General features: G+C 59.9%; 24 protein-coding genes and 1 tRNA gene. 9 read left to right on the top strand and 16 right to left on the bottom strand.

Features of this window, described 5'->3' with window-relative positions; translation table 11 throughout:
• Positions 1-66 precede the first annotated feature (66 nt).
• From AC06DS_RS02455 to AC06DS_RS02395, 13 genes are all read right to left on the bottom strand, one after another.
• Complete coding sequence (locus tag AC06DS_RS02455) at positions 67-468, bottom strand: Na+/H+ antiporter subunit G (RefSeq protein ID WP_293790891.1); 402 nt, start codon at positions 466-468, stop codon at positions 67-69.
• Positions 469-747: a monovalent cation/H+ antiporter complex subunit F gene (locus AC06DS_RS02450; protein ID WP_477100897.1), complete on the bottom strand. Its 279-nt coding sequence runs from the start codon at positions 745-747 to the stop codon at positions 469-471.
• Positions 748-1,629, bottom strand: a complete 882-nt coding sequence (locus tag AC06DS_RS02445) for a Na+/H+ antiporter subunit E (protein WP_477100896.1) — start codon at positions 1,627-1,629, stop codon at positions 748-750.
• A gap of 3 nt (positions 1,630-1,632) precedes the next feature.
• Positions 1,633-3,315, bottom strand: a complete 1,683-nt coding sequence (locus AC06DS_RS02440; RefSeq protein WP_477100895.1) for a monovalent cation/H+ antiporter subunit D family protein — start codon at positions 3,313-3,315, stop codon at positions 1,633-1,635.
• Positions 3,315-3,803 (bottom strand): cation:proton antiporter subunit C, encoded by a 489-nt coding sequence (locus tag AC06DS_RS02435; RefSeq protein WP_293790887.1) that lies wholly within the window; start codon positions 3,801-3,803, stop codon positions 3,315-3,317. The genes AC06DS_RS02440 and AC06DS_RS02435 overlap by 1 nt, the downstream gene beginning before the upstream one ends.
• On the bottom strand, positions 3,800-7,036 hold the full coding sequence (locus AC06DS_RS02430; RefSeq protein WP_477100894.1) for a DUF4040 family protein: 3,237 nt from the start codon (positions 7,034-7,036) through the stop codon (positions 3,800-3,802). Before AC06DS_RS02430 ends, AC06DS_RS02435 begins: the two co-directional genes overlap by 4 nt.
• Before the next feature lie 216 nt (positions 7,037-7,252).
• Positions 7,253-8,023, bottom strand: a complete 771-nt coding sequence (locus AC06DS_RS02425; RefSeq protein ID WP_477100893.1) for an ABC transporter ATP-binding protein — start codon at positions 8,021-8,023, stop codon at positions 7,253-7,255.
• 65 nt (positions 8,024-8,088) lie between these two features.
• On the bottom strand, positions 8,089-9,213 hold the full coding sequence (locus tag AC06DS_RS02420; RefSeq protein WP_293790884.1) for a FecCD family ABC transporter permease: 1,125 nt from the start codon (positions 9,211-9,213) through the stop codon (positions 8,089-8,091).
• Positions 9,210-10,385, bottom strand: a complete 1,176-nt coding sequence (locus AC06DS_RS02415) for an ABC transporter substrate-binding protein (protein WP_477100892.1) — start codon at positions 10,383-10,385, stop codon at positions 9,210-9,212. Before AC06DS_RS02415 ends, AC06DS_RS02420 begins: the two co-directional genes overlap by 4 nt.
• A gap of 143 nt (positions 10,386-10,528) precedes the next feature.
• Complete coding sequence (locus AC06DS_RS02410; protein WP_477100891.1) at positions 10,529-11,881, bottom strand: MATE family efflux transporter; 1,353 nt, start codon at positions 11,879-11,881, stop codon at positions 10,529-10,531.
• Positions 11,882-12,405: 524 nt separating this feature from the next.
• Positions 12,406-12,482: transfer RNA gene (locus AC06DS_RS02405), tRNA-Pro, on the bottom strand.
• Between the two features lie 151 nt (positions 12,483-12,633).
• Positions 12,634-13,575 carry a metallophosphoesterase gene (locus AC06DS_RS02400; RefSeq protein WP_477101217.1) on the bottom strand — a complete coding sequence of 314 codons (942 nt, stop codon included), beginning with the start codon at positions 13,573-13,575 and terminating at the stop codon, positions 12,634-12,636.
• 105 nt (positions 13,576-13,680) lie between these two features.
• Positions 13,681-15,927 (bottom strand): transglycosylase domain-containing protein, encoded by a 2,247-nt coding sequence (locus tag AC06DS_RS02395; RefSeq protein ID WP_477100890.1) that lies wholly within the window; start codon positions 15,925-15,927, stop codon positions 13,681-13,683.
• A gap of 441 nt (positions 15,928-16,368) precedes the next feature.
• Here AC06DS_RS02395 and AC06DS_RS02390 point away from each other — a divergent pair, with 441 nt between their 5' ends.
• Genes AC06DS_RS02390 through AC06DS_RS02375 form a run of 4 tightly spaced genes read left to right on the top strand, consistent with a single transcriptional unit; the run spans position 16,369 to position 18,254 of the window.
• On the top strand, positions 16,369-16,740 hold the full coding sequence (locus AC06DS_RS02390) for a WhiB family transcriptional regulator (RefSeq protein WP_293790876.1): 372 nt from the start codon (positions 16,369-16,371) through the stop codon (positions 16,738-16,740).
• Positions 16,741-16,766: 26 nt separating this feature from the next.
• Complete coding sequence (locus tag AC06DS_RS02385; protein WP_011274258.1) at positions 16,767-16,925, top strand: DUF4177 domain-containing protein; 159 nt, start codon at positions 16,767-16,769, stop codon at positions 16,923-16,925.
• A gap of 2 nt (positions 16,926-16,927) precedes the next feature.
• Positions 16,928-17,395 (top strand): RidA family protein, encoded by a 468-nt coding sequence (locus AC06DS_RS02380; protein ID WP_476728407.1) that lies wholly within the window; start codon positions 16,928-16,930, stop codon positions 17,393-17,395.
• A gap of 28 nt (positions 17,396-17,423) precedes the next feature.
• Positions 17,424-18,254 carry an MBL fold metallo-hydrolase gene (locus tag AC06DS_RS02375; RefSeq protein WP_476728408.1) on the top strand — a complete coding sequence of 277 codons (831 nt, stop codon included), beginning with the start codon at positions 17,424-17,426 and terminating at the stop codon, positions 18,252-18,254.
• A gap of 107 nt (positions 18,255-18,361) precedes the next feature.
• Here the strand turns inward: AC06DS_RS02375 and glxR are convergent, their stop codons facing one another.
• Positions 18,362-19,045: a CRP-like cAMP-activated global transcriptional regulator GlxR gene (glxR, locus tag AC06DS_RS02370; protein WP_293790873.1), complete on the bottom strand. Its 684-nt coding sequence runs from the start codon at positions 19,043-19,045 to the stop codon at positions 18,362-18,364.
• Positions 19,046-19,283: 238 nt separating this feature from the next.
• Between glxR and nth the strand changes: the two genes are divergently transcribed.
• Genes nth through AC06DS_RS02350 form a run of 4 tightly spaced genes read left to right on the top strand, consistent with a single transcriptional unit; the run spans position 19,284 to position 22,938 of the window.
• A complete protein-coding gene (gene nth / locus AC06DS_RS02365) occupies positions 19,284-20,120 on the top strand; it encodes an endonuclease III (protein ID WP_477100889.1) in 837 nt (278 codons plus the stop codon).
• 39 nt (positions 20,121-20,159) lie between these two features.
• A complete protein-coding gene (locus AC06DS_RS02360) occupies positions 20,160-20,849 on the top strand; it encodes a redoxin domain-containing protein (RefSeq protein WP_477100888.1) in 690 nt (229 codons plus the stop codon).
• Complete coding sequence (locus tag AC06DS_RS02355; protein WP_477100887.1) at positions 20,846-21,724, top strand: NUDIX hydrolase; 879 nt, start codon at positions 20,846-20,848, stop codon at positions 21,722-21,724. Before AC06DS_RS02360 ends, AC06DS_RS02355 begins: the two co-directional genes overlap by 4 nt.
• Entirely contained in the window at positions 21,721-22,938 is a 1,218-nt protein-coding gene (locus tag AC06DS_RS02350) for a MarP family serine protease (protein WP_477100886.1), read from the top strand. Before AC06DS_RS02355 ends, AC06DS_RS02350 begins: the two co-directional genes overlap by 4 nt.
• Here the strand turns inward: AC06DS_RS02350 and AC06DS_RS02345 are convergent.
• A complete protein-coding gene (locus tag AC06DS_RS02345; RefSeq protein WP_448307769.1) occupies positions 22,935-23,864 on the bottom strand; it encodes an alpha/beta fold hydrolase in 930 nt (309 codons plus the stop codon). The genes AC06DS_RS02350 and AC06DS_RS02345 overlap by 4 nt on opposite strands.
• Positions 23,865-23,879: 15 nt before the next feature.
• A complete protein-coding gene (locus tag AC06DS_RS02340) occupies positions 23,880-24,365 on the bottom strand; it encodes a phage holin family protein (protein WP_293790920.1) in 486 nt (161 codons plus the stop codon).
• A 116-nt stretch (positions 24,366-24,481) separates the two neighbouring features.
• On the opposite strand from AC06DS_RS02340, the gene AC06DS_RS02335 reads away from it, so the two are divergent.
• Positions 24,482-25,273, top strand: coding sequence for a Fic family protein (locus AC06DS_RS02335; protein ID WP_293790867.1), 792 nt, complete (start codon positions 24,482-24,484; stop codon positions 25,271-25,273).
• Positions 25,274-25,286 lie beyond the last annotated feature (13 nt).

Here is a 25,286-nt window from a genome sequence, read left to right as displayed (position 1 = left end):
CACCTTTGCGTGGGCGCTGGCTCCCTTGATGTTTGCGAGACTGGGAATCTCGCTCTGCCTGGAAGCCTACTTCGGCTCCTTCGCTTTTTGACCGCCAGACAGCGGCACCGTGTGATCCCAGTGCGTGGCGTGCAGCGCACGGCCCATCACATACGAGCCGACAGCACCCACCACCAGCAATGCGGTAATGGCCACAATGGCGCGGATCAGCTCTCCTAGAATGAATCCCTCCGTCGACCAGGAGTACACAAGGTTGGAGCAGATCAGCAGCGGAAGTCCCACGCCGACAGCTGGGCCTACCATGTTGACCTGACTGAGGGCGTCCGGAGCAAGGTACATCGCGCGGGCAGAAACAAAGATAAAGATGGACCCCAGAATGGCAAGCACACCTGCGGTAATTGCGCCGAGCCACCCGGGCTCGCTGAACTCGACCATGTCGCCGGCAGCGGCGAGGAGTGTGGTGGACATTTAGCGCCTCCCTCGGGAAATGATGCGGGCATAAGCGATCGTCGACAGTGCGCCGAACAATCCGGCGAAGAGCGCGACCTCGTAGGTGATTGCTGTGCGGTGAAAGATCGAATAGCACAGGAACAACCCGGCCATCGCCATGAATACCATGTCGGAAAGGACGGCGCGGCGGGCGTCATTATGGGTAGACACCGCGCGCCACAGCACCGTAAACAGGGCGATAACAACGATGGTGGCGGCGATGCCCACCAGGATGTTGAGTAGGTCCTTGGGCTCCATCTACTTGCCTTTCTGCTTCGGGGTTTTCTTGGCTCTGCCTGGGTGTTCCTTCGGATACAGCGGATCGTACAAAGTCTCTCCGGGTTTGGTCTTCCCCTCCTGGTCGGGTAGCGACGCCCCCAGGTTGTCCCCGCGGAAAGTATCAATATCGGGGGTGGCGTTCGAGATCCGCGCCTTGGCGCGTTCCGCGTTTCGGCGGGCGATTTCGTAGCGCTCCTTTCGATCCATATCCCGCACGTCGGAGGGGTTCTTCTCTTCCTCATCAGACTGCAGGATCGCGGCAACGAAGGCAGCGGCGTGTGGGGTGGAATCCACCTTCTCCACATCGAAAACCGTCTCGTCGGAGGCGCGGCCGCCACGGGAACCTCGGAAACCGCGCGGACCGGGGCGCCCCTTCTCCACCAGGTACTGCACATCGAAATTCAGCGGCTTTTCCTTCACCGAAGGAGCGAGGTGCTCCTCCATATCCGCCAAGCTATCCAGCAGTTCCTGGGGATCTGAACCGTACATGGCGTGCACTGCCAGGAAGCGTTGTACGTGGTACAAACCGTGAGTGTTGAACTCCGAACGGGCTACGGCGAATGCGTCCTTTGAGTTGCGTTCGCCCGCCGCCGCGTCGTAGTCAACCTCTTTCGGGCCCGTCACACCCAAGGACAGGGTGCCGGGGGTCATGGTGATCGAAGCGATGAAAGCGGCGATATCCCGCTCGCTGGTTACGCGCAGCGGGTAGTAGATCACCACCGGTGCGATATTGCGGCCAGTGCCGAGGGTATCGATGGCCATCACTACAGATTCCTTGATGATCTGCCCCGTCAACCAGGTGGCGTACCACAGCGCGTGGCCGGTGGATTTCACCGCGTGGACAATACTGAACTTTGCCATGGCTTAGTGTTCCTCCCCGTGCTGGGTCGGTTGCTCTTGGTTCTCCCTTTCGACACGCTCCTTAAAGGCGTCATCGTTCGTCGAACTCCGAGCGTCCGTAGGGACGTTATCCAATCCGCTTGGCCCGGGCGGCAGAACCACGCCGATGGCCTCATCTGGATCGCCGAGCACCGCTTCAACGTAGGCCGTCGTATCGGTTAGGTTGTCGGCGGCTTTGTTGATCTGCTGGAAGACCGGACCGGCACCGATGAACATGCCGACGGAAATCAGCATCATCACTGCCGACGGCCATACGTAGCGGCTCGGCACGCGCAGCTCCGGGTTGGTTTCGTTGGCGTTCATTTGTCGTCCCCAGAACACCTCGCGCCATACGTAGATCATGGAGACCAGGGCACCAATTGAGGAGATGATGATCGCGCCGATGGCTACCCATGTCCTCCATGTACCGTCCTGAGCTACGCCGAAGACGAGGGCGAGTTTGCCCCAAAGACCGGAAAACGGAGGTAGGCCGACAATCGCCAGGGCGCCTGCGGCGAAGACAATGGAGACGAAACGGTCGCGGCGTAGCAGGCCCGACAGTTTGCGCACACGGCCGGAACCGTACGTTTCCTCGATCGCGCCGGAGGCCATAATCAGTGCCCCGGCGACGATCATGTGGTGCAGCATGTAGAACAGCCCGGCGCTGATCATCAGGCGCGCATTATCGCTCAAGAACGCCAGGCTGATCAGGATGAATGGGATGCCATTGACCATCTGATAGGCAAGGACGCTGCGCATTGTAGTTTCGCCAAGGCCGGCAAAGCCACCGATCAGCATGCCCAGCACCATGATCACCAGGATGGCCCACGACCAGGTGGGATCCCCCTCGAAGACGGTAAGGTACACGCGGAAGATGGCGTAGATGCCGACCTTGGTATGCAGGGCGGAGAATAGTGCCATCACCGCGGGGGAAGTTGAGGGGTAGGCGCGCGGCAGCCAGGTGTGGACTGGTGCCACGCCTGACTTAACGGCAAGTGCTAGCAGCACCATGCCAAGGGGGACTACCAGTTGCCATTGATTGCCGAACACGCCCTCGGCGAACTCGGTACCGCGCGGGCCGGCGGCGCCCGCCAGAGCCGCGAGGTTGGTGGTGCCCACAACTGCATAGACCAGCACCACGCCGGAGAGCAGCAGCAGGGAGGTCACCAGGTTCACGACAATGAACATCCTGCCCGCGGCCAGGCGTGCCCACGTGCCCGTCATGGCCAGCAGGCCGAAGGAGGGCATCAACATGACCTCGATAAACACAAAGAGGTTGAACAGATCCGCGGTAAGCAACGCACCCCACACACCGCCGATAAGCATCAGGGTGAGGGCAGGGTAGAAGCGGGTTCGTGTCTCCCCAACCACGTCGGCAAACCAATTGGCGACAAGAGCGACGACGGAGGTCGTCAGGATCATGATGCCCGCCAGATTGTCGGCGGCCAGGGGGATGGAGATACCACCGATAAAGCCGCCGACGTTATCGACCATCACCGTATGGGGTTCGCTGACCTTGGTCAGTACCCACAGGCTAGCGCCGATGCCGAACATGGGCACCAGCAGGCCGAGTGCGCGACGCACAGCACTCCATGGAGCCATCGCAGCGACGGCAGCAGAGAGCAGTGGAACGGCGATAAACAGGCTAAGTAGGGAGCTTCCGGTCATTACTTCTGTCCCTCCTGTAGGCCATCTTCGTCCGCGCTTGAATGCACCTCGGTGTAGTCGTTCGCGCCGAGTTTCTTGGACTTGTGCTCCTCGACCACACCGCCGTGCGTCTTGGCCTCCTCGTAGTTCTTCCACCCCATCGTCTGCAGGGTGCGCAGTCGGCGGGAGGCGGTCTCTACGTCATCGGTGCCGATAGTGTCATCGTCGCGGCCAAGCGCGGCCATGGCGAGCATGACGGCGGTGGAAGCCATTGAAATCACGATCGCGGTCAGCACGAACGCCTGCGGCAGCGGGTCGGCAGCCTGCTCCGGGGTAGCCCGATCCATGAGGGGATCCGTGCGCCACGCGCCAATGCCCGCGGCGAGGATCAGCAGGTTCACACCGTGGCCCAAGAGCGTGATGCCCATGATGATTCGCAGCATTCCACGCTGCATCACCAGGTACACGCCGCCGGCGACCAGGATGGCGATGATGGCTGCGATGATCACTGTTGCTCTCCCTTCTGCTCGTCTGGTTCTTCATTGGTGACGCCGTCAGGCTCATCTGCCTGCACAGTCCCGTTGTCTTTCTGCGTCGGCACCGGTGCACGGGCCGCTTCGCGCTCTGCCCGGTGGGCTTCTTCCTCCGCCTTTGCAGCGGCTGATACCTGGGAAGGATTCAACGGAATATTGCTGCCACCAACGGTGACGGCGACTGGCGAAGGTTTCTTGGCCGGGGTTTCCTTGCCCTCGATAGGGGCGGGGCGCTTGCCCTTGGAGTTCAACCCCATCTTCTGTTTTGCGTTCTGGGCACGGAACTTCGACTTCAGTGTTGCCGGGTCCGTACCCGGCCGTTCGCGACCACCCATCTGGTTGATAACAATGACCACCAGGCCGAGTACTGCCAAGTACACACCACCGTCGAAAATCAGCGAGGTGGATACGTGCTGCCCCAGAATCTCTCCGTGGATGGGGGCGAGGAAGCCGTCACTGATGTAGCCGATCAAGCCGGTGATAAGTGCCATCGCCATACCGGCACCGACGAAGGTGTAGGCAACCTGGTCAGTGAACATCTTCTTCGCCCGAGCCTGCGCCAGGTAGTACATGAAGATGCCACAGGCCGCGATCAGGGCGGCGACGAATCCGCCGCCGGGAGCCTGGTGCCCGCGCCAGAACGTCGCGGCAGACAAGAGCGCCAGGATCGGAACCAACGGATATAGCGTCATCCGGGAGTTAATTGAGTTCAAGTGCGTGGAACGCAGGTATTTGGAGTAGAACGGTGCCAGCTCCGGAACCTTGTGGACATCCGGAAACCGAGTGGAACCAGGCGCGCGGAATAGCTCTGCGGTAGAACCCGGGCCATAGCCCGGAACCGGGGAACGCGGGATGGACTTGATCAGTGCGGCAATCACAATGCCCGCCATGCCCAGCACCGACAGCTCGCCCAAAGTATCGAAAGCACGGAACTCAACCAGGATGACGGCGACGACGTTGTTGCCGCCAGAGATCTCCGGGGTCTTTTCCAAGTACCACTGTGCGATCTCGGGTTTGTCGTGGCGGCCGATAAGCAGCCACGACCCCAGGAAAGTAACTAGGCCAACGAGCACCGCCAGAACCGTGGCGAAGCGCGTGCGGTTGGCTCCTTCGCGCAGGTACAAGCGCGGTTGGTGGCGGATAACCAGCATCATGATGACCACCACGCAGAACTCAACCAGCAGCTGGGTCGTAGCCACATCAGGTGCGCCCAAGGTCAGCATGACCCAGGAAACACCCACGCCAACGATGCCAACCAGCACAACGGAGGCCAGACGCGAACGCGTTCCGATCATCGCCAATACACCCAAGCCAACGATCACCAGCCCCACCAAGTCGACGACGTTGTCGATTCCCTCGACCCGCGGGCTCAAATCCGCCAGACCCTCGATACGCCCCGGCCCCAGCAGGGCAAAGCCCGCCAGCAGAATCAGCATGGAGAAGATCCACACCACGTGCCGGTTGGGGTTCACAGAGTTCGCCAGGCGGCCAAAAGCGCGCCCGAACTTCGTGGAACGTTCGATGAATGCGGTAATCATCTCCGCGCCCGTTGCCACCCCGAGTCGCTTGCCCTCGAGCGGCTGGAGCAGGGGGCGTCGATAAATAACAACAATAAGACCCACGACCAGTACCGCGACAGAGATACCCAAAGGCACCGTCAGGCCATGCCAGAGCGCTAAGTGCGTATGCGCATGGCCGAGCCCTGTAGCCTCCACCACCTGATCGATCGTCTCGTCGAAGATGCCCATGAACGCGACAACCGGCAGCGATAGCACGCCGGGCAGTACGGCAGGCAGCCATAGATTCACCGGGGCTTCCTTGACATGCGAGACATCCTTGGGCCCGTCGACAAAGGCACCCAGCACATAGCGGGCGGAGTACACGAGCGTGGCGATTGCGCCGATACCCGCTGCGACCAGCAAGACGATGACGCCCACATTGCTCAGTGGCGCATCTTCGAAGGCAGTGAGCATGCCTTCCTTCGAAACGAAGCCGAAGGTTGGGGGAATCGCTGCCATTGACGCCGCCGCGATCACAGCGGAAACGAAAGTGAAAGGCATTTGGCGCCACAGAGGGCCAAGGCGGCGAATATCGCGCGACCCGGCTTGGTGGTCGACCACACCGGCGATCATGAACAGGGAGGACTTAAACAGCGCATGGGCGGCGGTATGAACCAGCGCGGCGCTGATAGCGAAGGGAGTGCCCACGCCGATGGTCGCGACGATCCAGCCCAACTGGGAGACAGTGGAGTAGGCGGTGAGCTTCTTTAGATCCGTCTTTTGGATCGCGAACACGGCGCCCATGATGGCGGTCGTCATGCCGATGACGATGAGCAGCGTATGCCAGGCCATGACGCCCTCGAAGAGGCCGGAGAAGCGCAGCAGCAGATACACGCCCGCCTTCACGACGGCGGCGGCATGCAGAAAGGCAGAGACCGGGGTGTCAGCGGCCATGGCCTCGGGCAGCCAGAAGTGGAAGGGGATTTGTGCGGCCTTTGAAAACGCGGCAAGGGCGATAAGGACGGCGACGATAGCCAGACGCACGTCCTGGCCGTCCCAGGCGGGGGAGTGCAGCATGGCCGTGAGATCCGTCGTGCCCGTGGTGACCACACCGATACCGAGTGCCGCCAGCAGGAACAGACCACCGACAAAGGTCAGCAGCAAGGTGCGGATCGAACCGGCCTCGCCGCCGGAACCCGAGCGGGCGATAAGGAAGAACGAAGCCAGGGAGACAAGCTCCCAGCCGATGAACAGCAGCGCTACGTCGTCCGCCAGTACCAGTAGTAGAACTGCCAGCATAAACGAGGTCATGAGCACGTAGAAGCTCATGATTTTGTCGCCCCTGTGCAGGTAGGCGGCGGAGTAGATAAAGACCACGGCACCGATAAGGAGAGCCAGGAGGGTGAAGAACAGCCCCAGAGAGTCCATCTTCAGAGACAGATCGAGGGCTGTTGAGTTGCCCGTGGATGCTGCGCCCGCGCTTGCGTTACCTGCGCCGCCCGCTCCGGATAGGAAGTTTTGGATCCAGGTGACAGACCACGTGGCAGTCTCGCCATTCAAGACCGGGTCGGCATGTTTGATCACGTACCCCGCGAGCGCCAGGAAAGTCAGGCCCAAGGGCCAGCCGGCGTTTCGGTCAAGAGTCTTGACCAACAGGGGGACGAGGATGAGTGCCACCGCTATGGTGGCGGGGACGGCCAACAATGCCACGTGTCTACAACACCCTAACCAACGAGTTCGACGACGATTTCTTAGGCAAACACATAATCGCCTTCAACGTCCCGAACTACGGAGCCGATCGATCGCTCCTAGTGTCCCCAAGATGCGCGGGAGTGTGGCTCCGGGGGCTAGAAAAAATTGGGCGGTCCGTCACGTCGGAACATGAACGGAAAAAAATTTATGTGACTCGCCAAGTTTAGCAGACCCTCAAATGGCTCTTGACGTGGTGATCGCTACAGTCCCATCGCCGGTGGGCGTGACAGTTCCATCGACTCGGTAGACTTCTCGCAACATGTTCTCGGTGAGTACTTCCTCCACGGCTCCGTGTGAGTAAACGGTGCCATTGTGGAGCACTACGATACGATCGGCGAAACGCGCTGCGTGCGATAAGTCATGCATCGTGACCACTACCGCTGCTGGCGCCTCGACGGCGTAGGTGCAGATATGCTCCATCAGTGTCAGCTGATTGCGCAGATCGAGGGCACTGGTTGGTTCGTCCAACAATAGGGCTTGGGGTCGGCGCACGATCGCCTGGGCGAAGCTCACCAGTTGGCGCTGTCCACCGGATAGCTGGGACATCGTCCGGGCTTGGAGGTTTTCCAGACCCAGTCGTGCGAGGACCGTACTGACTCGATCCTGTGTAGTTGTGGCCACTCGCAATCCTCTGAACCCTGTGCGGGAGTGTTGGAGCGCCAACAGCACTGATTCGAACACTGTAAGGGTGCTTTCCGGCGGGGGATCCTGTGGCAAATAAACCGCGTCAGGTCCGGTGATGCTGCCACTGAATCGGCACAGCTGAGCCATGCAGCGCAGCAGGGTGGATTTACCAGCGCCATTGGGGCCGACAAGGGCGGTGACGGTTCCGGCGTTGATCCCCGGAAGAGACACGCCATTCAGGATCTGCGCTGCTCCGTGGGAAAAACTGAGGTCGGTGACCTGCAGCGCGGTGGCTGACGGAACCGTGGCGGGCTGTTCCACGAGGTTGTCCTTTCTGGGGTGAGGGAGGGGCTGGAGCGAGAAGAAGTGGGCGCGGCGAGGGGGTATTAGGTTGGAGAGGAGACGGTTCGGGGGCGGCGCAGAACGATGAGGACGACGAACGCCGGCACGCCCACAATCGCCGTGATGATGCCGACGGGCAGGATCGCGCCGGGCTGGATCAGCTTGGAGACCACGGAGGCTGAGGTAAGCAAGAGCGCCCCGGAGAAGATGGATGTAGTGAGGAAAAAGCGCTGATCCTCGCCGACAAGCATCCTGGCGATGTGCGGGCCGACGAGGCCGATAAAGCCAATCGTCCCGGCCATCGAAACGGCCGTCGCAGCCATGAGGGAGACGCCCACCAGTGTGAGCGTGCGCAGCCTGTTGACGTTGATTCCCATGGACCTGGCGCGGTCGTCTCCCATTCGAAACGCCGTCAGTGTCCACGCGTTGCGGTAGAAGAATGCGATGACGATCAGCGAGACGAGTGCCAGGAGGCCGATCTGGGGCCACGTGGCGCGCGTGATACTGCCCATCGTCCAGAAGACCACCTGCTCTAGCTGGGTCTGCGAGGCGAGGTATTGCATCAGTGCCAGGAGAGCGTCGAAAAGGAACACGATTGCAATGCCTAGCAAGATCATTCCCTGCGTGCCGGCGCTCTTTGACCGGGAGAAGAGGACAATCACCGCGCATGCTGCGATCCCGAACACCCACGCGCTGCCGGCCATCCCCAGCGTTGCACCAATTCCTGCGGCGGTGAATCCGGAGACGGTGGCGAAGGCGGCGCCGAAGCTGGAGGCGGCGGAAATACCCAGTGTGTAGGGCTCTGCGAGGGGGTTGCCCAGGATGGTTTGCATCTCTGCACCAGCGGCAGCGAGGGCAGCGCCGATGAGGACCGCCGTGATGGTCATTGGCAGGCGAATATCAAAGATGATCTGTCGGTCAACAGGGCGGGAATCGCTGGGGTGAAATAGCACATATATCGCCTCATTAGCAGGCATGCTGCTGCCGATGAGGAAATCTGTGGCGGTGACTGCACATAGCAGAGCCGCGAGCCCGGCGATGATTGCCACCTTGCGCCTGCTGGCTGCTCGGTACCAGCTCACGCCGGGACGTTGACGTTGCGGGATGCTGTCTTTGTGATCCTTCCCGTTTACGGCAGGGATTGACCGTGTCGGGGCGACGTGGCTCATGGCAAACCAGTCCAGAAGGTGCCGCTCGCCTCCACGGGGAGGAATTTTTCGTGCAGTTCCTTCATGTCAGCCTGCGGGTCAATGTCGGCAAACAGGTCGGGGTGCATGGCCTTGGCGAACCACTCGATGGCCAGGTAGTTGTACGGAGAGTCGTAGAAGTGATGCCACGCGGCGTAGGCTCTCTTGTCCTTGACGGCTCGCATTTCCTTGAGGACAGGTTGCCCGTTAACGACGCGCTGAAAATCCCGGGCTGCCTGATCGGCGGACTCGTCGTAACCGAGGGGGATAAAGCCAGTCTTTTTTGGCTGCTGCTTGGCACCAGTCCAGTCAGCGCCAGTGGCAATGATGACGTCCGGGTCTTTTCCGGCCAGCGCTTCGGGGGATACTTGGCCTTGCTTACCTTCGATCATGTCGTCTCCCAGATTCTTGCCGCCTGCCGCCGTAACTAATTGAGCCAGGTTGGATTTCGCGAAAGTGGAGCAGCAGTCGAAGTAGCCGGGGGCTCGCCAGAGGAAGGTTGGGGTGGGAGTGGCCTTGGCTTTTTCCAACCGGTCGTGAACCATGTCCACCTTGGATTCGTAGAACCGGGCGTACTTCTCCGCCTCCTTTTCGTGCCCGAGTACTTTGCCGAGCAAGCGCACACTTGGTGCGGTGTTTTTTACTGGGTCAGTGAAGTAGTCGACGGCGACGGTGGGGATTCCGGCCTTGTTAAGACCGTCGACGATGCCGGCGTCTTGGGCGGCGTCGAAACTGTTCGCGGAAACAATGAAGACATCTGGGCGAGATTCCAGGGCCTGCTCGACGGACATCGAGCCATCGTAAACCTCACCGGTCTGCTTAATATCCCCGATCTCGGAGAATCTCTGTTGGTACTTCTTGTAAGTGCCGGGGTCGTTCTGCTGCAAGTCATCGGGCCAAGCGACGATCCCCTGGAGCGGGTTTTCCTTGTTGAGGATAGCGGTGGTGTAGAGCATTCTCTGTCCGCCCATGAGAACCCGCTCAACCTTCTTCGGAACCTCGACATTGCGTCCGAGGATGTCGGTGATCTGCTGTTTTTCTCCGTTGGTTGCGGAGTTCGTTCCATCACTGGCGCTACAGGCGGCGGTCATGAAAAGGCCGGTGGCGGCGACCGCTGAGACGACTGCGCGAGCTAGGCGAAAATGAGGGCGCATGGGGGAGCGGGGGCTGCGAGTTCTAAGTGACGTGAGGGTCAACTGCGTTCCTTTCTTTGGGTCGACTTACTTAGGTTAGTCACACCTTATTTAGATGGCAATGCTTGGAAGAGAATGTCGTCATTTCGCTGCCCCACACCCCGTTAGCTAAGTGAAGCGAGGCGTCGAGAAAAGGCTCGTAGTAGCAGCACCGCAGTGGTGGCGAAGCCGACAATCAACCCCCACCACACGCCGTAGCCCTCCCAATTCAGGAACTTGCCCATCGCCAGAATCCCGGGTACGCCGACCAGCCAGTATCCAATGAGAGTGCAGCGCAGCCCGGAAGTAGTGTCCTTGAGCCCCCTCAGTAATCCCACCGCCACATTCTGAATTCCCTTAGAGAACTGCTGTAACACCGCGAGGCACAGAAGCAGGACGGCGATATGGAAGGTGGTGGCGTCGGCATCTCCCAGGAACGGGCTCAGCACCCAGCGTCCCAGTAGGAGCCATATTGCGCCCATAACCCCCAGGTACGTGACCACGACGAGTAATACGCGCCGGGTCACCGCGCGTACCGCGTTGGCACCTTCGGCTCGTGCCCTCGTGATGAGCACCGACCCGCCGTGGGAGAAGCCGATGCAGACCTGGTAGACGATGTATGCCAGCTGGTTTACCACGTTGTGTGCAGCCAACATCTGCGGACCGAGGGTTCCCATTACCAATCCGGCGATTGTAGTAATCGCCGCCTCCGAGCCATAGGTCAGGCTGACTGGTACTCCGAGACGCACTAGGTGGCGTATAGTCGCCCCATCGCCTGCGCGGGGAAAGATGTGAAAATAGGGTTGCAGCTCAGGTATGCGCAGCACCATCACACGGAAGGCCAACAGGGTTAATAGTTGGACGATAGTCGTGGACAGTCCGATGCCCGCCACCTTCCATGCGTCCGACGTCGACCAGGCCATAAATGCCCAGTTCAGAGCTATGTTGACGAAGATTGATACCAGCGTGATGCCTAGAAGCGAGCCTGGTTTCCGCATGCCTACGGCGAACTGGCGCAAGACATTGAGCCACAACATAGGGATGAGTCCCGGCGCCAATGTGAGCGTCATGGCGAAGGTGAGACGGGCGACCTGCTCGTCGATGGGCAGAGCAAGAACCAGTGCCCCGAAGGAGATGGCTAGTAGCGCGCCGAGAATTGAAGTACCCGTGCCCACGGCGAAAGAGGAGCGCACGGCTCGGCGGATCCTCTCCGCGCTTTCCTCGGAAGGTGGATCTGAAGGATCCTTCCGCTCCATCTCTGCCGCAGCTTCGGCTACGAGATTTGAGCTGGCTGTCACCATACCCACGCACATCGTGCGGATCTGGTTGTAGAGCTGCATCGCCAGGCCACCGCCGGCGATCGCCATTACGCCCACGGATTGCAACATCAGAACGTCCGTGGTGGTCAGCGCTACCCCAGCAAGCTGCACCCCGGCGATGGGAAGAGAAATTCCCAGGACTTCGCGATACTTCTGCATGGAGCTCAACCTCGCGGCTACCTTCATCTCCGCACCGCGCTGCAGGTCTGCAAGGTCTGCACTCCTTCATGGATTGCTGCCCCGGCGGTTCCTCCCACCAATAATCCGTGTCGCCGGGCGAGTACACGCGAGGTGGCGAACATTATTTCCTCATGTCCCATTCTCCTAGGTTCATGTGTGGTTCCGCAGAATGCGCTGTCCGTGCCCACGACGGCGACGAGCACGTCAACGCTGTCCCGGTATGAACCGGAATTGGCTGAGCGTTCCATAGTTGTGCGTGTTGAGCCTTGTCTCGTGAGGGGGAAGTTTCCATTTGTCCCGGGCTGCCTGCGACGCAATCCCGGTGCCTCCAGAGGTGGCGATCACTTTGAGGGAGTGATCTTTTCGTGTAGCAGATGTTAGGTAAGGCTAGGCTACTAAACTCCGGGGCTAATAACTTCTTACACTGTGAGGGATAGGGGGCGCAAGGATACGAAAAAGCCCCAGCCTGTGACCTGTGTGGAGCCACTGACTGGGGCTATTGTTGGTCGGGATAACAGGATTTGAACCTGCGACCCCCTCGTCCCGAACGAGGTGCGCTACCAAGCTGCGCCATATCCCGGTCTGGAGCGGCACGTTAGTTCTGCGGACTGCGAGCAACCTCGCAAATGATGCAAAGCCAACGGCTGCAACTCGAACAACTATAGCCCGCAGAGGGGCCAATTTTCAAAATGGCTGTATAGAGGGCATTTTCCCCTCTTCTTCTTCGCCGGTTATTCCGACGGCTTCTCCACGATGTGGATCAGTGTTGCCGACGGGCGACAGAAGGTGCGGAAGGGCACATACTTCGAGTTACCCAACCCGTTGGTCACGTGCAGCCACATGCGCTCGGTCCAGCGCGATAGCCCACGCACACGGCTACGGTCGATGCCACAGTTCGTCACGATGGCGCGCCCACCAGGCAGGCACAGTTGCCCACCGTGCGTGTGACCGCTCAGTACCAGCTGATATCCGTCAGCGGCGAAGCGGTCCAGAACGTGCGGTTCCGGGGAATGACTGAGGCCGATGGCCAAGTCGGCGTCACTATTCGGACGACCAGCAATCTGCGAGTAGTCGTCGAGCTCGTGGTGAGGGTCGTCCACACCAGCGATGGCCAGCTTGATCTTTGCAGGGCTAGTAAGCGAACCCGTTGCCGCCGGGTCGATAGCGAACTCAACCGTGGCATTCGAGGCATCATGCCAGCCACGTTCGATAAAGGCGGCGCGCATCCCCTTCCAAGGCAGCTGCTCATCGGAAGGCTTGCGCTTCTTGCCAAGCAGATAAATGAAGGGGTTCACAGGGCGCGGCGCAAAATAGTCATTGCTGCCGAATACGAACACTCCGGGGCGTTCCAGCAGCGGACCGAGTGAACGGAGAACTCCCGGCACGCCCTCCTTTTCGCCCAGGTTGTCGCCGGTGTTGACCACCAGGTCAGGATCCAACTCGTCGAGTGCCGCAACCCATTCCTGCTTGTGGTGCTGCTTATCCAGCATGTGCAGGTCGCTTACGTGTAGCAACCGGAAGCTATCCCAATCAGCAGGTAGGGTGCCGGGCTCTAACAACGGCACGGTGACCTCGTGGAGCTGGAACTTGAGGGTTTCTCTATATGACGCCGCAGCTACCGCTACGCCAGCGGCTCCAAGTCCGGCCACGCACGCCAGCAGCCTGGCAGGAATTGAACGTTGCTTGTGGGGCTCAGTATTGGCATTGCGGGAGTTCTTTTTCACGTCTTCCAGAGTATCGCTTCGCGCTCTTTGAGGAAGGCGGTGGTCAGCCTGACGCTACTGGAACTGGCGCAGTAGATCGTTCAAATCGTTGAGCCCTCGCCGAACTTCAGGTGGCAGGTTGATCTCCGGAGGTGGGGTGTTGGTCTGCGGCGGCGCTGCGTTGTTTGTGCTGGTTCCGCCTCCGCCAGTGTTGGCTACGGGCGCGCCCCATTTACCGGGGTTCGTACCTGCGTCGTACTTCTTGTTATAGGACGGGAGCTTGCCACCACCGTATTTGTTGATAACCGGCTTGGAGGTCTCGAAGAAGATTTGTGCCGGCTCGTTACCACCGTAGAGATTGCCATTGCCACATTGGCGCACAGGCGCCGTGCACAGATTCTTGGCAGTGCCGCCGTCGTTGAAGATGTAGGAAGATCCAGCCCAGCCCGGGGTGAACCCTAAGAATGCGGCGGAGAAGCTGGTTTCCGTCGTACCGGTCTTCGCGGATACCGGGGCGCTCCATCCCGTTGCGCGCGCAGAAGCGGCAGCTGTTCCGCCTTGTACATCGCTACCCATGCCGTTGGCCAGCGCATCCGCAATATCTTTATCGATGGCTTGCTCGCATTTCGCTTCGTCGAAATCCACCTTCTTGCCGTTGCGATCCTTGATGCCTAGCACGGGAAGTGGCTCGCACCAGCGGCCGTGATCGGCGAGGCTGGCGGCAACGTTGGAGAGCTCCAGTGGATCCACGGCAGTGGGACCCAAGACGAAGGAGCCAAGGTTATTGTCCTTGATGTACTCCTCCACAGAGTGCTCGCCGTCGAAACTGCCTTTTTCCTTATAGGAACGCAGCCCCAGTTTGATGGCGATATCCACAATGCGCTTCATCCCGATCTTCTCCGCCATCTCGACGAAAGGCGTATTCGGACTTGTTGCTAGTGCTTCTTTTAGAGTCATGTTCGGCTTGTAGGAGCCAGCGTTTTCCACGCAGTACTTGCCTGGCGGGCAGCCGCGAGCGCCACCTGCACCCATGCCTTCGACCTCCGCGCGGGCAGGAACGGCGAGGTTAGTGTTCAACCCCATGCCGTCTTCCATTGCAGCTGCCGCGGCAAAGATCTTGAAAACGGATCCGGCGCCGTGGCCCTGCATAGAGTGCGTCAGTGGTAGCACAGTCTGCTGCTTGTCCTGATTCAACCCGTACTTGCGCGAGGAAGCCATGGCTAGAACTTGGTGCATGCCGTCCTTGGGAGCCAAGTAGTCGGTAGCCGCCGATACACCCTCCTGAGTCGGTGACACTTTGCTGCGTGCCGCCTTCTCCGCGCTTTCCTGTGCCTTCGGATCCAGTGTGGTGCGAATGGTGTATCCGCCCTTTGTGATTTCGTCCTTAGGAATGCCCTTCTTGTCCAGGTATTCCAGAACGTAGTCGCAGAAGAACCCGCTTCCGCCTGCGCCGATGCAGCCGTTAGTTGGGATCTTGGGGGCCTTCAGCACGCCCAGTGGCTTCTTGGCGAGAGCATCTGCCTCGCTCTGTGAGAGAGTCTTGGAATTCACACGCGTCTGGAGCACGGCGTTGCGTCGATCCTTTGCACCATCGGGGTTCGTATACGGATCCAAGGCGCTAGTCGACTGCACAATTCCGGCGAGGAATGCCGCTTGGTTATCGTTCAGATCTGCCGCGTTGACGCCGAAGTAGGTCTGTGCCGCAGCCTGAACGCCAAAAGCACTGTTGCCGAAGGAAACCAGGTTGAGATAGCGAGTCAGGATCTCGTCCTTCGTCAGTTTCTTATCTAGCTGGCCGGCCATCTTCATTTCGCGCAGCTTACGCGGCAGAGAAGTCTCGATCGCTTCCGCTGCTTGGTCCTCGTTTTCCGCCGAGATCAGCCACAGATAGTTCTTCACATACTGCTGATTGATCGTCGATGCGCCCTCGGAGACCCCACCACTGGAGATATTTGCCACCGCGGCGCGCAGGGTGCCACGGATATCCACGCCTTCGTGTTCATAGAAGCGCCGGTCCTCAATAGCGACAATGCTGTCTTTCATTGCCTGTGAAATCTTGTCCGATGGCACTTCGGTGCGGTTTTGGTTGTACACCCAGGCAATGGTTTTGCCATTCCGATCTGTGATCCGCGAGCGGAGCGGAACGGTGTTGTTCTCCGAAATGTCTTTCACACTGGAGTTCATCGTGTCCGTGCTGGCGTTAACCATCCAGCCGCCGGCCCCGGCAAACGGCAGGATGGCTGCGGCGAGCAGCACGCCACCGGCCAGGATGGCGAGGAATAGTCTTAGAAATGCCTTCGGTGCTTCCACGCGTATCACCATAACCCACGCCCCGGACAACCCTCCGCCCCTTTCTTTTTGACGCCTACATTCCAGCTGTCGGGGGTGATCCTTGAACTCTTGCATATACGCATTTCGTGGGGGAGGAGCGCAGTGCAGCGCAGGACAGGAAATTCGCTAGTTTGTGATGTGCGACACGTTTTACTGATAGTGCTGACCAGCGGGATCGTGAGGGCGTCAAAAGAAAAGCGCTTTGCGCAGTGTGTGATGTGGGAGGTTTTCCCTGGTTAATTGAATCCCTACTCGACAAGTGTCGCGTGGATATCAATTACCCCCAAAATGTGATGTATTCGACACTTCTAAAAACGTGTGAATAAAATTACTACTACAGCAAGCCTCATATGGCAGTTGGTGGTAAGAAACGACAACCGACGCACAAGGAGCGACGGCCACCCTGCCGAAAGGAACGTTTCGGAGGAGAAAATGACTGCATCGCTCGCCCACACAAAGGTCAGCAACGGTTCGAAGCCGACCTGCCAGCCTGCCGAACAAATCACGACCCGCGAGTCTTTCAATAATCGCGGCGAGTGGATTACCCAGGCGCACTGCCGCAACGTGGATCCGGACGAGTTGTTTGTAAAGGGTGCAGCTCAGCGCAAGGCCGTAGCTATCTGCCGCCACTGCCCTGTAGTGCTCCAGTGCCGTGCTGATGCACTGGATAACAAGGTGGAGTTCGGCGTGTGGGGTGGCATGACCGAGCGTCAGCGCCGCGCCCTGCTGCGCAAGCACCCCGAGATCACCAGCTGGGCAGACTTCTTCGCCGGCCAGCTGGAAGCAGCTAAAGCAGCTAAGTAAACCGCCGAACCGCTAAGGTGGTGGCCATGACTAACTGGGAATACGTAACCGTACCGCTGCTCACTCACGCGACGAAGCAGATCCTCGACAACTGGGGCCAGGATGGCTGGGAGCTCGTTTCCGTGCTGCCCGGACCGACCGGCGAGCAGCACGTCGCTTACATGAAGCGCCCCCTGGAGCAGTAACCATGGCGCAGCAGAACTTCCGTTCCAAGCTCGAAGAGCTCGGCCTGCAGCTCCCACCGGTGGCCGCACCCGTCGCCGCCTACGTCCCCGCTGTGCGCAGCGGCAACCTCGTCTACACCTCCGGACAATTGCCTTTCGTAGACGGTAGCCTGCCTGTCACTGGCGTGGTCGGCGCGGATGTCACTGAGGCGCAAGCCTATGACGCCGCCCGTACAGCTGCACTAAACGCCATTGCCGCGATCGATGATCTGGTGGGAATCGAAAACATTGAACGAATTGTAAAGGTCAATGGTTTTGTTGCCTCCACCGCCGGCTTTGGTGGCCAGCCCGGCGTAGTCAATGGCGCTTCCGAGCTGCTGGGAGAGATCTTCGGCGAGGCGGGAGTGCATGCTCGCGCAGCTGTCGGCGTGGCCGCACTGCCGCTGAACGCCCCCGTAGAGGTAGAAATCATCGCGCAGATCAGCGCATAGTTTGTAGGTTCGTTCTACACTGGGAGGCATGGAGCACCCCGCTTATAGCCAACTACGTCCCGTAACCCCGAACATCGGTGTCGTCCTCGCACCGAACCCCAGCTATGCAGCCTTGGAAGGCACGAACTCCTGGGTAATCAAGGGAGAAAACGACACAGTATCTGTTGTGGTGGATCCGGGTCCGCAGGATGAGGGCCACCTGAACGTACTCAACACTAAGGCCACCGATGGTGGCGCGGAGATCGGCGCTGTGCTGTTGACACACCGCCACGCGGATCACGCCAATGGAGCTCAGCGCTTCCGCCAGATTTCTGGCGCTCCGATCCGTGCCTTCGACAAGCAGTACTGCATCGCTGGTGAGGAGCTGAAGGATGGGGAGATTATCTCCTTCGAGGGCCTGACCCCTACCATCGAGGTCGTTCACTGCCCCGGCCACACCTCTGACTGCGTGGCTTTCTTTATCCACTCCAACGGCGGTACTGATGATTCCGACGTAGAAGGCATCATCACTGGCGATACGCTGGCAGGTCGTCACACCACTATGATCTCCGAAACTGATGGTGATCTAGGCGCTTACCTGGAAACGCTGGCCAAGCTGCGCGAGCGTGGCCAGGATAAGCCTCTGCTGCCAGGACACGGCCCGGATCAGCCGGATCTAGCTGCCGTGGCACAGAAGTACATCGACCGTCGTGAACAGCGCCTGGAGCAGGTCAAGGCCGCCCTAAAGAAGCTGGGCGATGATGCTTCGGTCAATGAGATCGTGGACGAGATTTACACGGACGTCGATCCGGTGCTGCGTGACGCTGCGGCACAGTCCACTCGCGTGACGCTGCGTTTCCTGCGCGGTGACGAGAACTAACACGACGAACGCTAACTCGTAACTGAACGAAAGCAAGCCCCGCTAGAACTCCTAGGAGGATCTCTAGCGGGGCTTTTGTTTCTACCCCAGTGGGCTAAAAGTTGCCTTTAGCGGGCGCGCTTAGCCAGGCGCTCGGTGTCGGAGATCAGCACCGACTTTCCTTCCAGACGGATCCAACCGCGGTGGGCGAACTCGGCCAAAGCCTTGTTCACGGTCTCGCGGGACGCGCCGACCAGCTGGGCGATCTCTTCTTGCGTGAGGTCGTGGTGGACGCGAAGAGCGGTGCCTTCTTGGGTGCCGAAGCGGTTCGCCAACTGCAGCAGAGCCTTGGCCACGCGACCGGGAACATCGGTGAAGATAAGATCAGCCAGGGAGTTGTTGGTGCGGCGCAGACGGCGGGCAAGCACACGCAGCAGCTGCTCTGCAATCTCCGGGTGCTCGCTGATCCAGTTGTGCAGCATGGTGGAATCCATCGACGCCGCGTGCAGCTCCGTCACGCAGACAGCGGAGGAAGTGCGAGGACCGGGATCGAAGATGGACAACTCGCCGAACATGTCGGAAGGTCCCATAACGGTCAGCAGGTTCTCACGTCCATCAACGGAGTGGCGGGCGAGCTTCACCTTGCCGCTGATAATGATGTACAGCTGGTCTCCCGGCTCACCTTCGTCGAAGATAGTGGTGCCACGAGGAAACTTGACGGTATCCAGTTGTTCGATGAGGGTACGCACGGCGGTGGGTTCAACACCCTGGAAGATGCCTGCCCTCGATAGTATTTCGGATACTTCTGCCATCCCTTGTTTCACTTCCGTTTCTGGCATTGCGGTGGCTGGGGTGAACCACCTCGCGTACATCTAGAGAAAAATATGTATCGTTCGTCTCTTCTGTTAGAGCATACCCAACTATGTCACAGCGCAATTCCACGGGAAGGTACATTTAAGAATATTATTGGCTGCCGTTTCCGACTGCGGAACGAGTATCCTCGCTGTTTTTTAAGTTCCTTCCTTCAGCCCTCGACATTCTAAAGGTTTTATGTCCCTCCCGTCTTCCCCACGAACCTCCCAGAATACAAACCAGAAGAGATCCCAGAAGCAACCGATTCCGCCAACCCTGCCGCGTATCGGCTCTCACATCGCTGCGAAGGGCGAGGAAACCCCGTTAGGCCGCAAGCGTCGTGCGCGCAAAATCAACCGCGCTCTCGCCGACGCCTACCCGGGGGCACACTGCGAGTTGGACTTCAAAAATCCCCTTGAGCTGCTGGTTGCCACCGTCCTTTCCGCACAGTGCACCGACAAACGCGTCAATGCCGTCACCCCGGCTCTGTTCCGTCGCTATCCCACCGCTGTTGATTACGCAGAGGCGAACATCGAGGACGTCGAACAGATCATCAAGTCCACCGGGTTCTACCGCTCAAAAGCCAAGAGTATTGTCGGCCTGGCCCAGGCAATCGAGGACAACCATGGCGGGGAGGTTCCCGGAACTCTCGAAGAACTGGTCAAACTCCCCGGGGTGGGGCGGAAGACTGCAAACGTGGTGCTCGGCAACGCTTTCGGAGTGCCGGGTATTACGGTGGATACCCACCTTGGTCGCCTGGCACGCCGCTGGAAACTCACGGAGCACGAGGATCCTGTGCAAGTCGAACGCGACCTTATGGAACTCATCGAACGCAAGGAATGGACCCTTTTCTCGCACCGGGCGATATTCCATGGCCGTCGTATCTGCCATTCGCGCCGCGCAGCGTGTGGAGCCTGCTTCCTCGCCCGCCAGTGCCCAAGCTTCGGGGTGGCGGGGCCAGCTGACCCGGAGGTGGCGTCAAAAATGATTAAGTCCGATGACCGCGACCACCTGCTGGGCATTGCCGGATTCTAACCGGTACGACGAACAGGCCGGGTACACTGACTTTTTGTTATGTCTGCACCTGCCGAACACTCTCCTCGAACACGCGCGATCATTATTGCCGTCACAGTGGTCGTTGGCATCGCCATTGCGTGCCTGCCGCTCATTGCAGCGCTGCGCGAGGACGCTCCGGACGATGCAGGTGCGACTAGTTCTGCCATGGGGGAGGACGCCCCCTCAGCGCCAGCGACCAACGGGCCTGTCGAGGTAGCGCAGAAAGTACGCTGCCCGGAAGGTGCAGGCAAAGATGCAGGGAAAGCACAGCTCAGTCCCAATGCGGAGCTGCGGGATGTGCGCCTACCGTGTTTGACTAATGGCGAAGGCGATGGCGCAGAAACCTCGCTGGCCGAGCAGCTGGCCGGAAAGCCCACGGTGGTCAACGTCTGGGCCTGGTGGTGCGCTCCCTGCCGTGAGGAGTTGCCGACGATTCAACAGCTAGCGGACAAGCACCCCGAGTGGAATGTCGTCGGCGTGCATCTGGATGCCAAGGCACAGGCAGGTGCCGATATGCTACGCGACCTGGGCGTAGATACTTTGCCGAGTTACCAGGATTCCAACCACACCTTCGACTCTGCAGCGAACCTGCCAAAAGTCGTGCCACTAACCGTGGTCTACAACCCGGACGGCACCCGCGCGCGGTTATATGCGCAGACTTTCCATGGTGCCGAAGAGCTAGAAGAGGCGGTGCAAAAAGCCCTATGACGCACCCGCACAAGCAACTTCAACAGTGGCTTACAAATATAGACATCCAACCGAGATTACCTTCTGACCTGCCCGAATGGCTGCGTGAATTTGCCCGCGACTGTCGCGAAGTGGACATCCACCAGTACCTGAATGACTCCGCTCGGATCGTGCCGGAGACGGACGACCAAGGGCGCCCTCCGCGCTATTCGGCGGTGCTGGTTCTGCTTTCTGGTGACGCCGACTTCCGCCGCCCTGCTGGAACCACAGGCAGACAAGCCTTCCCCGCCGATGCAACGATGCTATTGACGCATCGCGCACCGACCATGCGCAACCACAGTGGGCAGGTTGCCTTCCCCGGCGGGCGTGTGGAGGATGCTGATGCCGGGCCGATCGACACTGCCCTGCGAGAGGCGGAGGAGGAAACCAGTTTGGATCCGACGACGGTGGAGCCTTTCGCAATCTTGCGACCGATATATATTGACCGCTCAAATTTTGCTGTGGTGCCTGTGGTGGCGTGGTGGCGTCAACCTCATAAGGTAAGCTGCCCCACAACCGAAAACGATTGGGTCGAACCCTTTCCCTTAAGTGAGCTGGTGAATCCGCAACGGCGTTTTGAGGTCGGCTTCGCTGGCTGGCGCGGACCGGCCTGGAACCTGCACATCGGTGCGGATAGCCCGCTGGTGCTGTGGGGGTTCACGGGAGGCGTGATCAATGCGCTGTTACAACGTGCGGGATGGGAAGAGCCTTGGTCCAGTGGTGGTGCTAGCGGCGCGGATGAGCCGTGGAACCTCTTTGAGACCCTTGCCGGATCCGCTAATGGCGAAGCGCTGAAAGAGATGCAGGAAGGGTTCGACCGAGCCAATGAATCAGGCAGAAACGGAGGCGCACCATGAGCGGAACCACGGGGTCGCTAACCCTCGATATTGTGCTGGTCTTTTTGTGCCTCGGCGCTCTGCTATCCGGTTATCGACAGGGCGGATTTAGCGCCGTACTTAGCTTTGCAGGCGTGATCCTGGGCGGGTTCTTTGGCGTAAAACTCGTGCCCTTGGCAGTGCACCTAGCAGAGGATAAAGCACCGGATAGCTACAGCGCCCGATTCTTCGCCGCATTGCTCACCGTGACCGTGGTCGTGGTGGTGGGCTACGCAATCGGCTCGGGAATAGGAACCAGACTGCGGGACAAGATCCGCACCCGCGAGGCTTTGAGAGCAGAGTCCATAGTGGGCGCGATTGTGCAGGTCTTCACAACCCTGCTGATTGTGTGGTTGATCCTTGTACCCATCGCAGCCGGCAATATCGGCGGTCTAGGGAAAGCCATTAGAGGCAGCAAGATTTTAAGCAGCGTGGGCAATGCTGCCCCGGCGTGGTTCAAGCAGCTACCTGCCCAAACGTCGCAGCTGATTAACGACTCGGGCTTCCCCATGATCGCCGACCCGATGGAGAACCTGCCTACCGCAGAGGTCGACCCGCCAGATAACGCGCTGATGCGCTCGCCGGCGGTGACAAACACACGCGATAGCGTGCTGCGCGTCGTCGGTGAGGCAGAAAAATGCAAACGCCTTCTGCAGGGCAGTGGTTGGGTGGTTGCCGAGGACACCGTGATGACGAATGCGCACGTGGTGGCGGGAACCAATAAGGTGACGCTCGCTACGAAGGACGGTCCGCATGAGGCTGAGGTTGTGTACTACAACCCGCAGGTGGATATCGCCCTGCTGCACAGTGACAATCTGCCGTATGTGCCTATGAAGTGGGCTGAGGGAGAAGGCCAGCAAGGCCAAGACGCCATCGTGATGGGTTACCCGAACGGCGGTCCATTCAAGGCCTCGCCCGCGCGAATCCGTGAAAAGTTCGTGGTCAGCGGGCCGAATATCTATGCCGACTCCCGTGTGGAGCGCGAAAGCTACTCACTGCGCGGTTCGGTGGTGCAGGGGAACTCCGGTGGCCCGCTGATCGATACCGATGGTCACGTGTTGGGGCTAGTGTTCGGTGCGGATATGAATGAGAAGGACACCGGCTACGCCCTGACTAGGGAAGAAGTAATGAGCCACGTTGGAGACGTGACCTCCCACCGCGAGCCCATCGAGACTGGCGCCTGCGTGGCGGACTAGCGGCTTTCGGCGCGCATGTGTTCGCGGAGGAGCTCCGCGATGCAGGGTGGATCTTCCACGTGGGGATAGTGCCCCACACCAAACAAGAGTTTGCGTTCCACAGCTTCGGCGCGCTGGGCGGACTTTGCCGCCAGGGCCTCGTCAAAGATGGGATCCATGCTGCCGTCGATAGCCAACAGAGGAACTGGGGTGGTGGCGGGGAAGGTCCGCTCAAACCTCATGCCCTCGGGGCGGAAGCGACTGCGGAACGGCCAGCGCAGATACTCACAGGACAAATGCGCGACCTTATCCACCTGCATGGCTTCGCGGCGGAGTGCGGCATTTGTGAAGTAGGCGTCCGTATCCCTAAACCCCGGGGCCACACCGGCCCTAAAGATCTTCTCGGCGGCCGCGGCGTTATCCGCCAAAAGCTTGCGCTCCGGAAGGCGCGGCAGCTGAGCGGAGAGAACCCGGCGGGCAAAATTCGGCTGTGAGAACGGCTGAGCCAGGATGCCACGGAAACGCAGCAACGGGTTAATGGAAGACAGAGTGACAAAGCTGCGGACACGTTCCGGGGTATGAGCCACGAGCGTCCACGCGACCATGCCACCGTAGCCATGGCCGACGACGGTGGCCGTCGTGTGCCCGAGGCCGCGGATCACCCCGGCCATGTCACTGGCGGCGGTGGTGAGGTCATAGCCGCGCGGGGTCTTATCCGAGCGACCATAGCCCCGCAGATCCACAGCGGCGAGGCGGAAGTGCTCACCAGCTAGCTGCTGCATCAGCGGATGCCAGTCGAAAGCACCCCCACCGAAGCCGTGGATGAAAAGTATAAGCGGCGCCTTGCGGGGGCCTTGTACGTCCACGCGAAGACGCACACCCCGCGAATGCACGAAAGTGGCATGCGGGGTGTGCGGATCTGAAGCGTGAGTGTCTTCGGACGTCATCTAAGGAGCGGCAGTTTAGGTGTACATTCCCGGCTGACGTGCAGAGGCGCTGTTCCTGCCCTTCTGCGGGATGACGGACTTAAGCTCTCCGACGGACTCGATGGTCTTCTCCGGCTTCTTAACACCCTTAACCTTCTTCAGACCGATCAGCGCCAGGATGGCCACCAGAACCAGCATGAACAGGAAGACGACCAGGAAAGCCGCCCAGCGCCACATGAAGGTATCCAGTACCTCGGCGATGGTGAAGAAGAGGAAGAAGGAGCTGTAGGCCAGAATCACGGCAGCTGCGCCGAACAGGCCAGCGCCGATGCCCGCCTTCTTAGCGGACGTAGCGATCTCGGTCTTTGCCAGCTCAACCTCAGAGCGGACGAGGGAGGAAACCTGTGCAGAGGCATCCTTCACCAGGTCGCTGATACTAGCCTGACCCTTGGCATGAGTATCCACATCGGACAGTGGAATAGCGTTGACCTGCGGGTTGAAGCTATCGCGGTCTGTGAACATGCCCTCGCGATCGTTGTTGCTCACTGTAAAACTCCTGTGGTTACACCTAATTGACTTCCCCTAGTTTGCCAGACCATGGCAAAGAATGCGCGCGCGGGTGCATTATTGTCTTAAATATGGATGACAAATCTGCGCACGACCCGCTCGCTGGACTAGCCGAATTGCCCGGAGTGCCGGAGGCTGTGGCTCAGACTAATGACCACCTGGCGCGGCTACATCGCCACCCTGCAAACCTACGTGGGTGGGATGTCACGGGAGCCGAAGCGGTGCTACGCGGAGCACGCGCCTCGGCGCAGCTGGATGGTGGATCACCGCGTCTGCCAGAGGATGGCCAGGTGGAGGATCCGATCCTGGCCGGCGCGTTGCGTGCCGCTGAGTTTTTGGCGCCGGACGGGATCACAGAAACAGTGACTACGTGGCGCCGCGCCCCGCTGCAGATCATCGCTCGCATCAATGCAGTTGCCAGCCCCCAAATGTCCGATCCTGCATTCCGTCAAAAAGCTGCAGGTGATGCGGAGTTTTTGGTACCGGGGCGCCCACGCCGTTCGACCGATGCACGCCTGCAGCTGCTGGGTAAGTTCATTACGGGTGGCACCAAGGTGAATGCCACGGTGCTATCGGCAGTGATCCATGGTGAGCTGCTGACATTGCGACCTTTTGCGGACGCCACCGGCGTTACCGCTCGTGCTTGTTCCCGTCTGGCGACCATCGCCACTGGCTTGGATCCACGTGGTCTGGGTGTGCCGGAGGTGTGGTGGAACCGCAAGCGCGACGAGTATCTGGCTAAGGCCGAGGGGTTCGCCAGCGGCACCCCGGAGGGGGTGGCCGAGTGGATCGTTTTCCACGCCACGGGGCTATCCGAGGGGTCGCTGGAGGGTAAGTCGATCGCTGACGCCAAGCAGGGGTAGTGCGCTTGGGGGC

This window comes from Corynebacterium sp. TUM25015 (genome assembly GCF_056393505.1).
This window is presented reverse-complemented; position numbering and strand designations above follow the sequence as displayed.

What these genes read in the sequence shown, in the direction of transcription:
- AC06DS_RS02455 (WP_293790891.1), bottom strand. Translation starts at nt 468, where the DNA reads ATGTCCACCACACTCCTCGCCGCTGCCGGCGACATGGTCGAGTTCAGC.
- AC06DS_RS02450 (WP_477100897.1), bottom strand. Translation starts at nt 747, where the DNA reads ATGGAGCCCAAGGACCTACTCAACATCCTGGTGGGCATCGCCGCCACC.
- AC06DS_RS02445 (WP_477100896.1), bottom strand. Translation starts at nt 1,629, where the DNA reads ATGGCAAAGTTCAGTATTGTCCACGCGGTGAAATCCACCGGCCACGCG.
- AC06DS_RS02440 (WP_477100895.1), bottom strand. Translation starts at nt 3,315, where the DNA reads ATGACCGGAAGCTCCCTACTTAGCCTGTTTATCGCCGTTCCACTGCTC.
- AC06DS_RS02420 (WP_293790884.1), bottom strand. Translation starts at nt 9,213, where the DNA reads ATGAGCCACGTCGCCCCGACACGGTCAATCCCTGCCGTAAACGGGAAG.
- AC06DS_RS02415 (WP_477100892.1), bottom strand. Translation starts at nt 10,385, where the DNA reads ATGCGCCCTCATTTTCGCCTAGCTCGCGCAGTCGTCTCAGCGGTCGCC.
- AC06DS_RS02410 (WP_477100891.1), bottom strand. Translation starts at nt 11,881, where the DNA reads ATGCAGAAGTATCGCGAAGTCCTGGGAATTTCTCTTCCCATCGCCGGG.
- AC06DS_RS02395 (WP_477100890.1), bottom strand. Translation starts at nt 15,927, where the DNA reads ATGGTGATACGCGTGGAAGCACCGAAGGCATTTCTAAGACTATTCCTC.
- AC06DS_RS02390 (WP_293790876.1), top strand. Translation starts at nt 16,369, where the DNA reads ATGACTGCATCGCTCGCCCACACAAAGGTCAGCAACGGTTCGAAGCCG.
- AC06DS_RS02385 (WP_011274258.1), top strand. Translation starts at nt 16,767, where the DNA reads ATGACTAACTGGGAATACGTAACCGTACCGCTGCTCACTCACGCGACG.
- AC06DS_RS02380 (WP_476728407.1), top strand. Translation starts at nt 16,928, where the DNA reads ATGGCGCAGCAGAACTTCCGTTCCAAGCTCGAAGAGCTCGGCCTGCAG.
- AC06DS_RS02375 (WP_476728408.1), top strand. Translation starts at nt 17,424, where the DNA reads ATGGAGCACCCCGCTTATAGCCAACTACGTCCCGTAACCCCGAACATC.
- glxR (WP_293790873.1), bottom strand. Translation starts at nt 19,045, where the DNA reads ATGGCAGAAGTATCCGAAATACTATCGAGGGCAGGCATCTTCCAGGGT.
- nth (WP_477100889.1), top strand. Translation starts at nt 19,284, where the DNA reads ATGTCCCTCCCGTCTTCCCCACGAACCTCCCAGAATACAAACCAGAAG.
- AC06DS_RS02360 (WP_477100888.1), top strand. Translation starts at nt 20,160, where the DNA reads ATGTCTGCACCTGCCGAACACTCTCCTCGAACACGCGCGATCATTATT.
- AC06DS_RS02355 (WP_477100887.1), top strand. Translation starts at nt 20,846, where the DNA reads ATGACGCACCCGCACAAGCAACTTCAACAGTGGCTTACAAATATAGAC.
- AC06DS_RS02350 (WP_477100886.1), top strand. Translation starts at nt 21,721, where the DNA reads ATGAGCGGAACCACGGGGTCGCTAACCCTCGATATTGTGCTGGTCTTT.
- AC06DS_RS02345 (WP_448307769.1), bottom strand. Translation starts at nt 23,864, where the DNA reads ATGACGTCCGAAGACACTCACGCTTCAGATCCGCACACCCCGCATGCC.
- AC06DS_RS02340 (WP_293790920.1), bottom strand. Translation starts at nt 24,365, where the DNA reads ATGTTCACAGACCGCGATAGCTTCAACCCGCAGGTCAACGCTATTCCA.
- AC06DS_RS02335 (WP_293790867.1), top strand. Translation starts at nt 24,482, where the DNA reads ATGGATGACAAATCTGCGCACGACCCGCTCGCTGGACTAGCCGAATTG.